At 63.8% G+C, this 16,094-nt stretch carries 17 protein-coding genes; 7 read left to right on the forward strand and 10 right to left on the reverse strand.

Annotated features, from left to right (window positions below; all coding sequences use genetic code 11):
- Positions 1-205 precede the first annotated feature (205 nt).
- The 4 genes from hemA to ppk2 all read left to right on the forward strand — a co-directional run bounded on the left by hemA (position 206) and on the right by ppk2 (position 5,645).
- Positions 206-1,501: a glutamyl-tRNA reductase gene (gene hemA / locus HDE76_RS09965; protein ID WP_179479224.1), complete on the forward strand. Its 1,296-nt coding sequence runs from the start codon at positions 206-208 to the stop codon at positions 1,499-1,501.
- A gap of 98 nt (positions 1,502-1,599) precedes the next feature.
- Positions 1,600-2,679 (forward strand): peptide chain release factor 1, encoded by a 1,080-nt coding sequence (gene prfA, locus HDE76_RS09970; RefSeq protein WP_179479222.1) that lies wholly within the window; start codon positions 1,600-1,602, stop codon positions 2,677-2,679.
- A gap of 59 nt (positions 2,680-2,738) precedes the next feature.
- Positions 2,739-4,844 (forward strand): tetratricopeptide repeat protein, encoded by a 2,106-nt coding sequence (locus HDE76_RS09975; protein WP_179479220.1) that lies wholly within the window; start codon positions 2,739-2,741, stop codon positions 4,842-4,844.
- A gap of 15 nt (positions 4,845-4,859) precedes the next feature.
- Positions 4,860-5,645: a polyphosphate kinase 2 gene (gene ppk2 / locus HDE76_RS09980; protein WP_179479218.1), complete on the forward strand. Its 786-nt coding sequence runs from the start codon at positions 4,860-4,862 to the stop codon at positions 5,643-5,645.
- Positions 5,646-5,654: 9 nt separating this feature from the next.
- Here the strand turns inward: ppk2 and HDE76_RS09985 are convergent, their stop codons facing one another.
- The 3 genes from HDE76_RS09985 to HDE76_RS09995 are packed head-to-tail and all read right to left on the reverse strand — an operon-like array spanning position 5,655 to position 7,698.
- Complete coding sequence (locus HDE76_RS09985; RefSeq protein ID WP_179479216.1) at positions 5,655-5,936, reverse strand: acylphosphatase; 282 nt, start codon at positions 5,934-5,936, stop codon at positions 5,655-5,657.
- The gene (locus tag HDE76_RS09990; protein ID WP_179479214.1) at positions 5,936-6,421 is read right to left on the reverse strand and encodes a TlpA disulfide reductase family protein; all 486 of its coding nucleotides are present in this window, start codon (positions 6,419-6,421) and stop codon (positions 5,936-5,938) included. Before HDE76_RS09990 ends, HDE76_RS09985 begins: the two co-directional genes overlap by 1 nt.
- Complete coding sequence (locus tag HDE76_RS09995) at positions 6,418-7,698, reverse strand: YihY family inner membrane protein (RefSeq protein ID WP_179479212.1); 1,281 nt, start codon at positions 7,696-7,698, stop codon at positions 6,418-6,420. The genes HDE76_RS09990 and HDE76_RS09995 overlap by 4 nt, the downstream gene beginning before the upstream one ends.
- Before the next feature lie 130 nt (positions 7,699-7,828).
- Here HDE76_RS09995 and wrbA point away from each other — a divergent pair, with 130 nt between their 5' ends.
- Together wrbA and HDE76_RS10005 are read left to right on the forward strand one after the other, a co-directional pair.
- Positions 7,829-8,431: an NAD(P)H:quinone oxidoreductase gene (gene wrbA / locus HDE76_RS10000; RefSeq protein ID WP_179479210.1), complete on the forward strand. Its 603-nt coding sequence runs from the start codon at positions 7,829-7,831 to the stop codon at positions 8,429-8,431.
- Complete coding sequence (locus tag HDE76_RS10005) at positions 8,428-8,796, forward strand: DUF2069 domain-containing protein (protein WP_179479208.1); 369 nt, start codon at positions 8,428-8,430, stop codon at positions 8,794-8,796. Before wrbA ends, HDE76_RS10005 begins: the two co-directional genes overlap by 4 nt.
- A 46-nt stretch (positions 8,797-8,842) precedes the next feature.
- On the opposite strand, the gene HDE76_RS10010 is transcribed toward HDE76_RS10005, so the two are convergent.
- The 7 genes from HDE76_RS10010 to HDE76_RS10040 form a co-directional block, all read right to left on the reverse strand.
- Positions 8,843-10,072: a GAF domain-containing sensor histidine kinase gene (locus HDE76_RS10010; protein ID WP_179479207.1), complete on the reverse strand. Its 1,230-nt coding sequence runs from the start codon at positions 10,070-10,072 to the stop codon at positions 8,843-8,845.
- Positions 10,073-10,321: 249 nt separating this feature from the next.
- The gene (locus HDE76_RS10015) at positions 10,322-11,302 is read right to left on the reverse strand and encodes an NADPH:quinone oxidoreductase family protein (RefSeq protein ID WP_179479205.1); all 981 of its coding nucleotides are present in this window, start codon (positions 11,300-11,302) and stop codon (positions 10,322-10,324) included.
- 38 nt (positions 11,303-11,340) lie between these two features.
- Positions 11,341-11,685, reverse strand: coding sequence for a hypothetical protein (locus tag HDE76_RS10020; RefSeq protein ID WP_179479203.1), 345 nt, complete (start codon positions 11,683-11,685; stop codon positions 11,341-11,343).
- Positions 11,686-11,784: 99 nt separating this feature from the next.
- Positions 11,785-12,066 carry a hypothetical protein gene (locus HDE76_RS10025; RefSeq protein WP_179479201.1) on the reverse strand — a complete coding sequence of 94 codons (282 nt, stop codon included), beginning with the start codon at positions 12,064-12,066 and terminating at the stop codon, positions 11,785-11,787.
- A 103-nt stretch (positions 12,067-12,169) separates the two neighbouring features.
- Positions 12,170-12,868: an MgtC/SapB family protein gene (locus tag HDE76_RS10030; protein WP_184507049.1), complete on the reverse strand. Its 699-nt coding sequence runs from the start codon at positions 12,866-12,868 to the stop codon at positions 12,170-12,172.
- 120 nt (positions 12,869-12,988) lie between these two features.
- Positions 12,989-13,399 carry a hypothetical protein gene (locus tag HDE76_RS10035; RefSeq protein WP_221262380.1) on the reverse strand — a complete coding sequence of 137 codons (411 nt, stop codon included), beginning with the start codon at positions 13,397-13,399 and terminating at the stop codon, positions 12,989-12,991.
- A 102-nt stretch (positions 13,400-13,501) separates the two neighbouring features.
- Entirely contained in the window at positions 13,502-14,269 is a 768-nt protein-coding gene (locus HDE76_RS10040) for a thioesterase family protein (protein WP_255481530.1), read from the reverse strand.
- Positions 14,270-14,389: 120 nt separating this feature from the next.
- Here HDE76_RS10040 and HDE76_RS10045 point away from each other — a divergent pair, with 120 nt between their 5' ends.
- Entirely contained in the window at positions 14,390-16,048 is a 1,659-nt protein-coding gene (locus tag HDE76_RS10045; RefSeq protein WP_184507055.1) for an acyl-CoA dehydrogenase family protein, read from the forward strand.
- Positions 16,049-16,094: the final 46 nt, after the last annotated feature.

Genomic DNA, 16,094 nt, shown 5'->3' on the forward strand with positions numbered 1-16,094 from the left:
CGTAAAATGCCGCAGTTGCTTGAACCTGGCCGACCCGCTCCGCACATCCACCTCCATCTGCCTACCTTTTGTTTGTTTGCCGCCGCGTGACCGGCGAAGCCAATATCGGTCACCGCGCGGATACTGCATCAAGCTTAGTCTACGTCGTCACTGCATCGCGCCGAAAACGTCGCAGCGACATCCATGCCGGAACTCCTACACCCTCATGCCGCTGATAGCCCTCGGAATCAACCACCTCACCGCGCCGGTCAGCCTGCGCGAACAGGTGGCGTTCGATCCGGAGGCCGCCGGCGAGGCGCTGCACGAGCTGACGCGCGAGCCGGGCGTTGAAGAGGCGATGATTCTCTCGACCTGCAACCGCACCGAGCTCTACGTTGGCGTGACTGCCGGTGCCGAGAGCATTCCGCAGGCGTGGTTGAGCCGTCACCACCGTCTGACTCCGGGCAAGCTGGACGAGTTCCTGTATCGGCACGATGAACGTGAGGCCGTACGCCACATGTTCCGTGTCGCTACCGGGCTGGATTCGATGGTGCTGGGCGAGCCGCAGATTCTCGGCCAGGTGAAGGACGCCTATCAGCAGGCACGCGAAGCGCAGTCGCTACGCGCGCCGCTGGATCGTCTGCTGCAGCACACCTTTGCGGTCGCCAAGCGCGTGCGCACCGACACGCGGATCGGCGCGTTTACCGTGTCGGTCGCCTTCACCGCGGTACGGCTGGCCGAGCAAGTCTTTGCGGACCTGTCCGACGCCTGCGTGCTGTTGATCGGCGCCGGCGACACGATCGAACTGGCGGCCAAGCATCTTGCCGACAAAAAGGCGCGACGGCTGATCGTCGCCAACCGCACGCTCGAAACTGCACAGGAACTGGCCGGCCGCTACGGCGGTTACGCCATCGCGCTGGCCGATCTGCCGCAGCATCTGGCCGAGGTCGATATCGTGATCTCCTCCACCGCGGCGCGACAGCCGATTCTCACCCGTGCCATGGTCGAGAAAGCCATGGCCGCGCGAAGGCGCAAACCGATGTTCATGGTCGATATCGCGGTGCCGCGTGATATCGAGGACGGCGTGGGCGACCTGCCCGACGTCTATCTCTACGGTATCGACGACCTGCGCCAGGTCATCGACGACAACCGCCGCTCACGCGAAGCCGCCGCGCACGAAGCCAGCGACATCATCGATCTGCAGGTCGATCGCTACATGGCCTGGCGCCACGCACTCACGCTGAAGAACCCGGCGCTCGACATGCGCCAGCACGCCGAGGTCTACCGCGACGAGGTGCTCGACAAGGCACGCGCCATGCTCGCTCGCGGCAAGACGGCCGACGAGGCGCTGGCGTTCCTCGCCAACACGCTGACCAACAAGCTGCTGCACCACCCCAGCGCGCGGCTGCGCGAAGCGGCGCTCAGCGGCGATCTCGACCTGCTGCATGCCGCCGGTCGTTTGTACGGGCTCGACGACGAAGAGAAAGGGACGAGAAGCGAGTCCCAAAAAAGGGATAAATAGCGAGGGCGGCTGGCTGCCGCTTTCATCCTTGCCCGGATCGCTCACTGGTCTAGGCGCTTTTGCTCATCCCTCGCCCCTCTCTACTCGCCCCTTCTCCCATGACCCCATCGATCCGCCGCAAACTCGAAGCACTGGCCGAGCGCCACGAGGAAATCGGCCTGCTGCTGAGCCAGCCCGACGTGCTCGCCGACAACACCCGATTCCGCACTCTGTCGCAGGAATACGCCCAGCTCGAACCTGTCGCCACCTCGCTGCGCGAGCACGACCAAGCCGAGCGCGAGCTGGCCGACACGCGCGCCATGCTCGACGATCCCGAGCTGCGCGACATGGCCAGCGAGGACATCGGCCGACTGCAGCAGCGACTGCTCGAACTGGACAGCGAACTGCAGCTGCTGCTGTTGCCGAAAGATCCACGCGACGAGGCGAACCTCTACCTCGAAGTGCGCGCGGGCGCCGGCGGCGACGAAGCGGCGATCTTCGCCGGCGACCTGCTGCGCATGTATCTGCGCTATGCCGAAAGCCGCCGTTGGCACGTGGAAATTCTCAGCGAACACGCCGGCGAGCACGGCGGCTTCAAGGAGGTGGTCGCACGCGTCGAAGGCGCCGGCGCGTATTCCAAGCTGAAGTTCGAATCCGGCGCGCACTGCGTCAAGCGCGTGCCGGTCACCGAGTCACAAGGCCGCGTGCACACCTCCACCGCCACCGTCGCCGTGCTGCCGGAACTCGATGAGATCGATGACGTCGTCATCAATCCGTCCGATCTGAAGACCGATACCTTTCGCGCCTCCGGCGCCGGCGGTCAGCACGTCAACAAGACCGACTCGGCCATTCGCATTACGCACATTCCCACCGGCACGATCGTCGAGTGTCAGGAAGAGCGCAGCCAGCACAAGAACCGCGCCCGCGCGATGAGCCTGCTGAAGGCGCGCCTGCTCGACGCCGAACGCAGCAAGCAGAGCGAAGCGCAGGCCGAGTCGCGCCGGCTGCAGGTCGGCACCGGCGACCGCAGCCAGCGCATCCGCACCTACCGTTACAAGGACAACCTGGTGACCGATCACCGAATCGGCCTGAATCTTTATCGGCTCACCGAAATCATGCAGGGCGATCTGGCCGAGCTGGTCGATACGCTGACCCGCGAGCATCAGGCCGATGAGCTGAAGTCGCTGAGCGGCGGTTGACGATGCGCCTCTGCCCGAGGGCGCTTGGCGCCCATCCGACCATACGCTAGCGTGAGCCCATGACCGACCTCTTCCAATCCGAACTCGACGGCTACCTGGCGCGCCTGACCACGCTGCTGGAAGCCCACGCCTTTGCCGACGCCGTGCCGGTCGCCGAAGACGCGATGAAGCGCTTCCCCGATTCCGCCGAGCTGCTGCGCATCTATGCCATCACCCTGCATCAGCTCGATCGGCGCGACGAGGCGCTGCGCCTTTTGTACAAGGCCGAAAAACTCAGCCCCGACAGTCTCGAAGTGCAGTGCAATCTGGCCAGTCTCGAAGTGGCCGACGGCCGCGCCGACGAGGCGATCGAGCGCATGCGCGCCGCGCTGCGCGTCTCCCCGGGTCATCCGGTCATCCTGCTGACACTGGGCAACGCGCTGATGGCGGCGGCGCGCTACGGCCAGGCGCGCGATTCGTACGCCATGGCGACCTACGGCGCACCGGGCCATCCCGGCCTGCGGCTGAACGTGGCCGCCGCCGAACTGGCGATCGACCACGCCGCCCAGGCCGAAGTGCATGCACGCGAGGCGCTGCAGATCGCGCCAACCATGGGGCCGGCGCACGCGATGCTCGGACACACGCATCGAGCACGCGGCCAGTTTACTGAAGCGTTTCAGGCCTACCTGCGCGCCGAAGCGCTGGAGCCACGCAACGGCGAGCATCCCTACCACGCGGGCATGATGCTCGATGAGCTGGGCCGGCTCGACGACGCGCAGGCAGCCTTCGCACGATCACTGCAGCTCGATGGAAACAACGGTGCAGCCCTGAGCCAGCGGATTTTCACCTTGCGCCAGCTGTGCCAATGGAGCGAACTGGAAACTCTCGCCGCACGGCTGCGCGTCGCCGTAGCCGACGGCATGCCGGGCATTACGCCCTTCAGCTTTCTGGCCGAGGACGCCAGCGCGGAAGAGCAGCGTCACTGCGCCGAAACCTTTGCCGCCGCCATCGACGCCGAGATGGCGCCGCTGCGCCGACAGCTGGCCTTCACGCATACTATGCCTGCGGCGAATACGCCGATACGGGTGGGCTTTGTCTCCAACGGCTTCGGCGAGCATGCCACCGGCTTGCTGGTGGTCGCGATGATCGAGGCGCTGGCCGAGAGCGAGCTGGAGCTGCACCTTTACGCTACCGCACCTAACGACGGCGGCGCCATTCGTACGCGGCTCGAAGCCGCGTGCCACGTCGATGACGTCAGCGGCCTGGGCCACGGCCCGCTGGCCGAACGCATCCACGCCGATCGGATCGAACTGCTGGTCGATCTCACGGTGTATTCCAGCGGCTCCAACGCCAAACTTTTTGCGCTGCGCCCAGCGCCGCTGCAGCTCAACTGGCTCGGCTATCCGGGCACCTCCGGTGCCGCCTGGATCGATTATCTGCTCGCCGACGCCATCGTCGCGCCGACATCGCTGCGCTCGACGATCAGCGAAAAACTGCTGCTGCTGCCGCGCTGCTTTCAGCCCAACGACCCGACCCGGAACATCCCGCCGGCGCCCCCGCGCGAAGCGTGTGGACTGCCGGCGCAAGGTACGGTGTTTGCCTGCTTCAACGCCAGCTACAAGATCAATCCGCCCTCGTTCAACCGCTTTCTCAGCATTCTCGATCAGACGCCGGGCAGCGTGCTGTGGCTGCTGAGCGGGCCGGAAAACGCCGATCGGCGTCTGCGCGAGCACGCGGTCCAGGCGGGCATCGCCGCCGATCGCTTGATCTTCATGGCCAAGCTGCCGCATCGGGAATATCTGGCGCGCTATGCGCACGTCGATCTGTTTCTCGATACCCTCCCCTACAACGCGCACACCACCGCGTCCGACGCGCTATGGGCCGGCTGCCCGCTGCTGACGCTGGTGGGCAACACCTTTGCCGGCCGCGTGGCGGCTAGCCTGCTGCAGCACGTCGGCCTGCCCGAACTGGTGACCGAGGACGAGGACAGCTTCGTCGCGCTCGCCGTGAACCTGGGCAGCCATCACGAAGCCTTGCAGCTGCTGCGCCATCATCTGGAACAGCAGCGCCAGCGCGGCAAGCTGTTCGACATGGCCGGTTATGCCACCGATTTCCGCCGCGCGGTGCAGGCCATGGTGGCCCGGCGCCGAATCGGCCGTCCGGCCGCCGACATCAATATCACCTAGCCGCTCGGAATCCTCATGGGCAAGAAAGCCAAACATCACTACCGCAAAGCCATGAAAGAGCTGCAGCTCGAGCTGATACGCCTGCAGCACGGGCTCAAGCGCAGCGGCAAGCGGCTGGTGGTGATCTTCGAGGGGCGCGACGCGGCCGGCAAAGGCGGCACGATCAAGGCGATTACCGAAAGCCTGGATACGCGCAGCTATCGCATTGCCGCGCTGTCCAAACCCAGCGAACACGAGTCGAGCCAGTGGTATTTCCAGCGCTATGTCGAGCACTTGCCCAGCGCCGGCGAGTTCGTGCTGTTCGATCGCAGCTGGTACAACCGCGCGGTGGTCGAACCGGCCATGGGCTTTTGCAGCAAGGACGAATACAAGGCCTTTCTCGACGCGGTGCCGACTTTCGAAAAGCTGCTCACCGACGACGGCATTATCCTGCTGAAGTACTGGCTGGCCGTGGATCAGCAGGAGCAGGAAGAGCGCTTCAACCAGCGCGCCGAGAATCCGCTGAAACGCTGGAAGCTGTCGCCGGTGGATATGGCTGCGCGGCAGAAATACACCGAAATCGGCAAGCTGCGCGACACCATGATCAAACGCACCGACGCCAAGCATGCGCCGTGGTTCGTGGTGGACTTCAACGACCAGAAGCGCGGCCGCGTAAATCTGATCCGACATCTGCTGAAGCAACTACCGTTCGACGACGAACCGATCGCCGAAGTGGAACTGTCGGCACTGAAAGGCGATCCCGCGCACGAGAACGTTACCGACAAGGCCGTGTGGGTCGCCGATACGTTCGGCGATAGCTAACGCAAAAAGCTAGCGGATATGGAAGTCCTTGCCGAAGCTCTCGGCAGTGATTTCGCCAGCCAGCTCGTCGCGATGAACCGATGCTACCGTCGCCGCTGGCGGCCCACGCTGCAGCCACTGCTCCAGCGCATCCAGTGCGGCGATATCGCCGATGGCCAGCACTTCGACTTCGCCGCCAGGCAGATTTTTCGCATGACCTGCCAAACCGAGATTCGAGGCCTGCTCACGCGTGCTGGCGCGATAGAACACGCCCTGCACGTGGCCGCTGACGATGAACCTCGCTGCCGGCATTACTTGGCGCCGATCGCCGCGGCAAGCATCGACGAGGTCACCGGCCCCACGAAAGGCTTGGCCACCTTGCCCTGCGGGTCGATCAGCCAAGTGGTCGGCAGGCCGCGCGGCTCGTCGAAATCCTTGACCGGTTTGTCCATCGTCACTTGCGCGATGGGATACACCACCGGATGCTTGGCCACGAAGGCCTTGATGTCTGCGGGCTCGCTGTCGTCGAATGCCAGGCCGATCGCGGCGACGTTTTTGTGGGTTGCCACAAAGTGGGAGATGTCCGGCATCTCCTTGATGCAGGGCACGCACCAGGTCGCCCAATAATTGACGATCACCCACTTGCCGCGCTCGGCTGCCAGATCGAAGGTCTTGCCATCGATCGTGACGACTTTCAGCGTGGGCTTTTCGGGCATCGCGGCTTGCGCCGGAATGGCCACGGCCAGTGCGACGAATATCAGCGAGGTGAAGCCGAGTTTGCGTAGCGCAGAAATCATGCAGGAAGTTCCTTGGTATCGGCCGCGCGGTTCGCGTCCGGGGGATAAACGGTGTTGAGCCGTGTGGTCAGTGTGGCCGCGACTTCGTCAGCCAACACCGCCAGTAGCCCCAGCAGCGGCTGGGGCAGTGCGATGCCGAGTTCGGCCGCCTCTTCCACGGGATTGAGCGGCAGGCGATAGCGGGAATGTTCGTAAACGCGCAGCAGATCGGTGCTGTCCAGGCTGCGGCACAACAGCCAGCTGCCCAGCTCGCTTTGGGTGATCAGTTCGGCCTGCTCCAGCTCGAAGAAATAATCGGCGATCGTGCCGCGATGCAGATACGGCTCGTACTGCCGTATCTTGGCCTGATCTACCGTGTCTCCGCTGCGCTGCGCGTCGATGAAATGCCCCAGCACCACCAGCAGGCCGAGAAACTCGGCACCGGCCGGCAGGCGCTCTTTCGGCGCGTGAAAGTCGAACGCCGATACCGATGCCGCAATCGACGCGGACAGAATCACGATCACCCACGAGAGATAAATCCACAGCAGAAAAATGGGAATCGCCGCCAGCGCGGCGCCGTAGATCTGCTGATACGTCTGCGCCTGCCGCACGAACAAGGTGAAGCCCCAGCGCACGATCTCGAACAGCACGGCGCCCAGCGTGGCGCCGATCAGCGCATCGCGCCGGGATACTTTGCAGTTGGGCACCACCGCATACAGCAGCCACAACGTGAGAAAGGTCACCACGAACGGCAGCACGCTGAGCAGACTGTGGCCGATGCCGTAGATCTGGCTTGCCGCACCTTGCAACAGCGGTAGCGCCGTGACGTAGGAGGTGACCGCGATACCGCCGACCACGAGTATCGGACCCAGGGTCAGCGCCGCCCAGTAAAGCAGCAGTCGCGAACCCCAGCCGCGCGCCTTGTGCACGCGCCAGATCTGGTTGAGCCGATCCTCGATGCTGATCATCATCGACAGCGCGCTGAACAGCATGACCAAAATGCTGATGCCGGTCAGCTTGCTCGCGTTGTCGGCAAAACTCTGGATCGCTTTCTGCACTGTCTCGCCGGCGGCCGGCACGAAGTTGTCGAACACGAAATCCACCAGCGTAGTACGCGCGCCCTGAAATACCGGAAACGCCGAAAACATGGCAAACACCGCCACGGTCAGCGGCACCAGCGAGACCAGCGTGGTGTACGACAGCGCACCAGCCGTCTCGAAGCACTTGTCGTCGAGAAAGCGTTGCCACAGAAAGCGGCTGAACTGCACTACGCGATTGCGGTTGAAGCGCAAGGCCATCGATTTTCTCAAAGGAAGTTCGCGTCACAGCAGCCGACGCGTTGGATATCGGTAGGTACACTAGCGTATCGCCTGTGAAAGCCTCAACGCATTCGCCCGGCACGCAAGACACCATCACAGGTCCAACCACATGAGTCACGACATTCTCGTTCTGTACTACAGCCGTACCGGCAGCACCGCACAGCTGGCCCGACTCGTCGCCCGCGGCATCGAAGAAGTGCCCGGCATGCGCGCGCGCCTGCGCCAGGTCCCACCGGTCGCGCCGGTGACAGAAATCGCGCAGCCGCCCGAGCCCGAGGAAGGCGCACCCTACGTGCAGAAAAACGATCTGCTCGAATGTATCGGCCTGGCAATGGGCAGTCCCACGCGCTTCGGCAATATGGCTGCGCCGCTGAAATACTTTCTCGACAGTACCGGCACGGAATGGGCCAACGGTGCGCTGGTCGGCAAGCCGGCCGCGCTGTTCACCTCTACCAGCAGCATGCACGGCGGCCAGGAATCCACGTTGCTGACGATGGCGCTGCCGCTGCTCCACCACGGCATGTTGCTGCTCGGTCTGCCTTATACGGAGCCTGCGCTGAGCACGACGCAAACCGGCGGCACGCCCTACGGCGCCAGTCACGTCGCCGGCGGCAAGGGCGAAAATCCGATCAGCGAACACGAACGCGAACTGGCGCGCGCGCTGGGCCGTCGGCTCGCCGACACTGCGCGCAAACTGGCGGCCAGCGCGTGACGACACGCGTGACTTCCGAGCAGCGTTGGGGACTCTACGCCTGGGGTGGCCTGGTGCTGCTGCAGCTGATCTGGCACGCGTGGCTGGTGCCGGCGCAAACGGTGCCGCTGTGGCTCGTGCTCGCTATCACGGTAGCTCCCTTGGTGTTGCCACTCCTGGCGATCCGCAGGATTCGGCGCGCACTGCTGTGGGTCGGCATTCTCAGTCTGTTCTATTTCTGCCACGGCGTCGCCGAAGCATGGAGTTCGCCCCACGAGCGCTGGCTTGCGCTGGTGGAAGTGCTCCTGACGCTGCTGCTGATCGGCACCCTGGGTGCCGGTGTGCGGCGCCGTCCGAAGGCAGCGACAAAACCGCCTCTGGCCTGACCCGAACCGCCGCTGTCGCGCCGCTCGCAAGCGTGGCCGAAGAAGCTCAGGCGCCTGTGCCTTCGACCTTGCCCTGATGCAGACTGTTGGTATCGCCATCCAGCCGCATGCGGAACACGAAGCGGGTAAACGCCGTATTCGATATCGCCTGCAGCGTGCCGCCGTGGGCCTTGGCGATCTCGGCAGCGATATACAGGCCGAGTCCGAGCCCCGGTTTGGGCGAGGTGGACGTGCCCCGGGTGAAAGGCTGGAAAAGGCGATCGATCGTATCTTCGGCAATCGGCTTGCCCGCGTTTTCTACGGCCAGCTCGAAGTGCGATGCGTTGCTGAGGATAAAAACGCGCACAGGCGACGTGTGCGACCCATGCGTGATGGCATTGGAGAGCAGATTGCCGAGCAACTGCCCGATGCGTCGTTGATCGCAGGCAAAGGCCTGCTGCAGCGACGTGGTGACGACAATCTCGCGGTCGGGATGCGCGCGCTGTATTTCCGATACGACGTGCTCCAGATCGCTGGCAAGATCGTGTGGTCGTTCCATCGATGCCGCGATGCCCTCGCCGAGCTTACCCAGCGCAAAATCCATGATATTGCTGATCAGCTCGCTCATACGCTGGCAGCTACGCTGGATGTGCTTGGCGATGCGTCGCTCGCGCCCGTCGGGGAGGTCGCGATCGAGCATGTCCGCACCCATGCTGATCGACTGCACGGGATTGCGCAGATCGTGCCCCAGCACGGCGACGAACTGGTCGCGCAGACGCGCCGTCGACTGCGCGTCGAGCAGGGCCGACTCCGCCGCGTCGCTGCGCCGTTCGGCCTCGTACTGGGCGGCGATCAGCTGGGCGAAGAGCTGCAGCGTCTTCAGCAGTTCCGGATCGTCGATTTTTGCCGGCGCCGGATCGATCGCACACAGCGTGCCGAAAAAGCTTTCGTCCGACAGGAAAATAGGGATCGAAATATAACTTTCGAAGCCGTACAACTTAGGCGTGGGGTGATTGGCGAATACCGTGTGCTTGCTGGCATGCCCGAAGATTATCGGCTGACGGTGCTCGCGAATCTCATTGCAGATGGTCGACTTGAGCACCAGCTCGCCGCCCGGCCTCAGACCGAATTCGATTCGATCGTAGACGGCGCACGCCGTCCAATGGGTATCGGTCACTCTGGCAACGGCGGTGAAACGCATGCCGGTCGTACGCGCCACCACTTCCAATATCGTGGGCACGGCATTGGATCGGGAAATCAGCGCAATATCGCGCTCGATGGAGGATTGGTTGGCCATCACTTGCCGGGGCTCATAGACGAGGTACTGCGGCCGTGGTCAAGTCGGTTGCCCTGCACCAGCGGACCCCAAACGCCAACGGAAAGCCGGTTCTCACAGGAATGCGCGATGCGCCAGTGCGTCAATATGCCCGGAAACGCCACGGTTGCCTAGATTCCCCGCGCCGACAGGCGCCGCTCCCGCCACAAGAGTCGGTCGAAAAACCATCCCTGCGACAACGCAGAGGTACGGGGAGAGCGTGAGCAGGCCCTAGCTGCCGGTGAGCACGACCAGTTTGCCGCGCACTTCGCGCCGGGCCATGCGCTGCAGCGCATCGACAGCGCCCGACAGCGGCAACTGCTCGGTGACCGGCGGCGCAATCTTCCCGCCGCGGAACCACGCCAGCAACTGCATCAAATGCTCCTGCTGCAGCTTGGGATGGCGTTTGGCCCAGTCGCCCCAGTACACGCCGAGAATCTGGCGCTCCTTCAGCAACGCCAGATTCAACGGCAGGCGCGGAATATCGCCCGTAGCAAAGCCTACCACCAGCAGGCGGCCGCCCCAGCCGGTGGCGCGCAGTGCCGCTTCGCTGTAGGCACCGCCAACCGCGTCGTACACCACGTCGACACCGCGCTTTTCGGTGAGCGCGTCGACGCATTCGCGCAGGTCATCACGCGCATAGTCGATCGTCTCGTCGGCACCGTGCTCGCGGCACAGCGCCAGCTTTTCCTCGCTCGAGGCGGCGGCGATGACCCGTGCGCCCATCAGCTTGCCGATTTCGATCGCCGCGATACCCACCCCGCCGGACGCACCGAGCACCAGCAACGTTTCGCCGGCGGCCAGTTTCGCCACGTCTTTCAGCGCGTGCAGCGACGTGCAGTAGGTCAGCAGCAGCGCCGAACCGGTGACGAAATCCATATCATCGGGTAAAGGAATCACGCCGCGCGCATCGACCGCGCACTCTTCGGCCAGCGCACCGTGCGGCACCAACGCCATTACGCGGTCACCGACCTTCAGATGACTCACGCCCTCGCCCACGGTTTTCACCACGCCGGCAAACTCGGCGCCGGGCGAAAACGGCAGCGCCGGCTTGACCTGATACAGGCCCTGCACGATCAGCGCATCGGGAAAATTAAGCGCCGCCGCCCGAATCGATACCAACACCTGGCCAGGCCCGGCGGTCGGTGCCTCGATATCCTCGACCCGCAGATTTTCGATCGGACCGAACGCTTTGCAGAGAAGAGCTTTCACGGGAAATCCTTTGGCGGCCAAGCAGCCGATGAAACCGCTTATTCGGCGTCGTTGAACTGATCTTGCGACATTTCGGTATTGCAGCGGTTCTTCAAAAACGTGGCGTTGTCCGACTTGTCCTGCGCGATCATCGCCACGCGCGCTTCTTTCAGCCTCTGGCCCAGATCGCTGCGCAGCTTGGTTTTGTCGAAGCGTTCGTCTTCGGCGTCTTTCGCATGCTCGGTGTGTTTCTTGGCTTCATCGTAAAGCTGAAAGCGCTCCGATGCCGCGACGCACTGGGTCTCGCGCAGGATCGACGCGTCGTAAGTCTCACTGCCCTGATGATCCTTGCCGCAGCCGGCCAGAACCAGGGCGCCAGCCAGAATAATCCAACGTGCTTTCATGCGATGTCCTCTTCGTTCAAATGCGTCGGTTATGGAGACAGCGTGGACGGTTAACGGCGTCGCTAAAATCTCACCGATTACCTTACGACGAGCTTTCGCTCAGCGCACTTCACCGCGATAGCGTTTCAGCTGGGTTTCGTGCTCGGGCTCCGTAGGACGAATCGCCTGCACGCCGCGCTCCTCGCGCCAGACCGAAAACTGCATATGACACGCCGCACAGCCGCACTCGCCGCCGCAGCGGAACTTGCACGCCGGCGTGCAGGTGCACGGCTTGTCCAGATCGGGGGAAAGCTCCGTCGACGGCAATTCGGGAAAATACCCCTCCGTACGCGGGTAGCGCCGCACCCCTTCGGCGGTTGGTAGCGTCACCGACTCGGTCATCAATATCTCCATGGGTTTACCCAAACTGTGCATGCCTGTTTATCTTGCCAATGTGTCAGGCGATAGAACAAGAATGCGTGACGGCAGCGCGTTGGCACGCCCGCTACGGCGCAACTCTGCCCGCCGCCGAGAACGACACCGCCACAGCGCCGTCGATCTCGCGGCACGCATCCGCGATCGCCGCCAGTTTGTCGCTGGGGAAATCGGCAGCGAAACGGATAATTACCATATCCGAGCCATCGGCATCCCGGCGCAGCAGCATGCGATCCACCGGGGCTCGGAAGTCGCCCACCACCGCTTCAACCGCCGCCAGGGCCTGGCCCCGCGTGATGGATACCTGGATCGAGGCGTACTTGCGACGCGGCCGCACAAACCGGCGCTCGATCGGTTTCAGCAGGGCAAGAATGACCCAAAGAACGGCCGTGGCGAAAATGGCCGGAAAATACAGCCCAGTGCCGGCGGCCAGACCCACCGCAGCCACCGCCCACAGGCTCGCCGCCGTGGTCAGTCCCTTGATGACCTGCTCTTTCTGCAGAAACAGAATGGTGCCGGCACCGAGAAAACCGATGCCGCTGATTACCTGCGCGGCAATACGCGAGGGGTCCAGCACCACGTGGTCCTGTTGGATCGCATGGCTGAATCCGTAAGCGGAAACGATCACCGTCAGGGCAGCACCCACGCTGACCAGCATATGCGTGCGCAGTCCGGCCGCCCATTCCAGCCGTCCGCGATTCACCCCGATGATCGATCCCAATACGGCTGCGACAAGCAGTCGAAGCACCACATCAACATCTGAAATCACGGCAAGCTCCTTGCGGACACGGTCCGGCACATCATCGGCCCGACATCAAACAGGCCGAACGAACCATAGAACAACAATGCAGAACGATTGTGCCGACTAAACACTATCGGATCGATGAAACTACACGCTGCGACGGGCCCGTGGCTTGGCCGTACTCCACCCGATAAGCGCAAGCAGCGCGACCTGTATCGGCAGGCGCACGATCAGCGCCCAGTACGGAACGCCGAACATCTCCGGATGCTGCAGCATATAAAAGTGCGCCGGCGTCACCGCCAGCGTCAGAACGAAAAGACCGATGCCGGCCGCACGTCGCGTTCTGCCCCAGAGCAGCCCCGCCGCACCGATCAGCTCGAAAACGCCGCTCGCCAACACCGCCGCCCGCGGCCAGGAAATAAACGGCGGCACGATGCGCATCTCCGTTTGCGTCAACGCGAAATGCGCAATGCCGCCCAGGAAAAACCACAGAAACACGAAGACGATGCCGGCGATGCGCCAGCGGCTCAGATCGGCGACTGCGATAAATCGGGCCATGGCAGAAGGCGATGATGGGAACATGATGTGCTCGAGGGTCTGGATGCATTCAGACGCCAGCCTACACCGGGAAGAAATCGTCACGGGTGCTGGCGCAGATCACTAACCAAACACCACCATGCTCTGCCGACTCAGCGCGACGGGTTCGCCTCGAGGGCCCCAAAGCATCAGGCTCTGGTTGGTATAGCCATCGCGGGCGGCAATCAGCTGGGCGTCGATGCGCCAGTCGTCCAGGCCGAGGTCGTCGTAGCGATCGCGCAGCAGTTCGATCATCCAGGTCAGCGAGCTGCCTGGCGTAGGCTGCTTGAACATGCCCAGGGCGATCGGTGGAATGAAATCGGCGAAAGCGAGCACGTGGGTTTCGTCCGGCGTGCCTTCATCGCGCAGCGATACCTGCAGTACGCTTTCCCGACTGTGGCCACCGGTAAACGGCAGATCGCCGCGCAGCCAACGCGCGCCAAAGTGCTGCATGAAGGCCGGCATCCGGCCTTCCACATAGCGCAGTTCGCGCGGTACGTTACTCTCGACCGCCGGCTGTTCGGGCTGAAAGTCGAGCACCGAAGGCCGCGCGCTGCCGAACACGCCGACCAGTCGGCACAGCGTCTGCTCGCCGTCGCCGAGGCTGGCTTCGATCTGCGTGGCGCTGCGCCCCTCGCGCAAGATTCGCGCGTGAATGGCGACCGGACCAGCCGGCACCGGCGCGACGAACGTCGTCTGCAGGCTGCGCAACGGCATATCCGCACTCACCAGCTCGCGCATGGCACGCAGCGCCAGCGCCGCCTGAATGCCACCGAATGCGCTGCGCCCCTGCAGCCAGTCCTCGCCAATCGTCGCCTGCCAGCCGTCGCCGTGACGAGTAACAGATTGCATCGCTTCGGAAAATCGCATGTCGTTCTCTGCAAGGGAAACCTGCGCCCGATGATGCCAGCACAGCGGACCGACTGCTTGCGTGCTTATACTTTGGTACTTCGACAGTGGATGGAGAGCGCCATGGCCTTCCTGCAGGATGCACCGCAGCTGGCTCACCCGTACCGCACCGATCGCTCGCTGCGCGCGTTGCTCGATCGCGTCGTGCCGACGGCGCGCATGGCGGCGCTGGATGCCGACCTGGATGCGCTGGGCGATTACGCGCAGATGGCGTGGCAGCGGGCAAGCAGCAGCACACGGCGCAAACCCGTGCTCACGCAGTGGGATGCGTGGGGTCGTCGGGTCGACCGGATCGAGCTGACTACCGCGTGGCTGGAAGGACCGCAGCTCACCACGCGCCACGGCGTACTTTCCGCAGGTCATGCCGACAATGAATACGCGCGATTGGAGCAGTTCGCTCGCGTCTATCTCTATCACGTGGCCAGCGAGTTCTACACCTGCCCGCTGGCGATGACCGACGGTGCGGCCACCGCACTCAAGGCTTCCGGCAACAAAGAGCTGATCGATCGCGCATTGCCGCATTTTCTCAGTCGCGATGCGTCGAGCTTCTGGCTCAGCGGACAGTGGATGACCGAGAACGCCGGCGGCTCCGATGTGGGCAATACCGAAACCGTCGCGCGACAGGATGTGGAAGGCCAATGGCGCTTGCATGGCCGCAAGTGGTTCAGCTCGGCGGTGGTAGGCGAAGCTGCGCTGGCGCTGGCGCGGCCGGAAGGTGCCGGCAGCGGCACGGGCGCGCTGGCGCTTTTCTATGTCGAAACGATGGAAGACGACGCGGCCAGCGACGGCAACCGACGCAAACCCGAGCTCGTCATCGATCGGCTCAAGGACAAGCTCGGTACGCATGAACTGCCCACGGCAGAAATCCATCTGGAGGGATTGCCCGCCTGGCCGCTCGGCGAGCTGGCCAACGGCGTGCGGCAAATTGCACCGATGCTCAATGTCACACGCACCTGGAACGCGGTTTGCGCGACCGCCAGCATGGCGCGCGCGATCAGCCTGACGCGCGATTACGCCATGCGCAGGCAATCGTTTGGACGTCCATTGATTGAGCAACCGCTGCATGCACAGACGTTGGCCGACATGCAGGCAGAGTTCGAAGCCGCCTTCGCGTTGACGTTCGAGGTGGCGTATCTGCTCGGCTGCGTCGAGCGGCACGTCGCCGCGCCGCACGAAACGCTGCTGCTGCGCCTGCTCACGCCACTGGCCAAGCTGTGGACCGGCAAGCTGGCCGTCAGGATATGTTCCGAGGCCCTGGAATGCTTCGGCGGCGCGGGCTATATCGAGGACACTGGTCTGCCGCAGCTGTTGCGCGACGCGCAGGTGTATTCGATCTGGGAAGGCACCACCAACGTGCTGTCGCTGGACAGCCTGCGCGCGCTGGCCGGTGAGAGTTTGAGCGCGCTGCGCACCGCCATTGACGGTTGGCAGGAGGGCTGCACCGATGCGACGGCGATTCATGCGAATCGCGCTGCGCTCGATGCAGCCGCGGCCTTTATCGATGCTCAGCACATCAGCCGCGATGCGCTGGAAGCCGGCGCGCGCGGATTGGCGATCACTCTGGCACGCTGCGCCGCTGCCGCCTTGCTCGCGCGGCAGGCCACGTGGTCGAGCGCCCGCGGCGATGCAAGGCCTGCCGCTGCGTTACGACGTTTTGTCGGGCACGGCCTGCTGCGTCTGAGCACACAGGATGCGGACGATACGGCGCTGTTGCTGGGTTAGTGCTCCATGAAATCCATGGAAGGCACCGATCGTTGGGGCGAAGAGT

Source organism: Rhodanobacter sp. ANJX3 (assembly GCF_014200755.1).
GTDB lineage: Bacteria > Pseudomonadota > Gammaproteobacteria > Xanthomonadales > Rhodanobacteraceae > Rhodanobacter.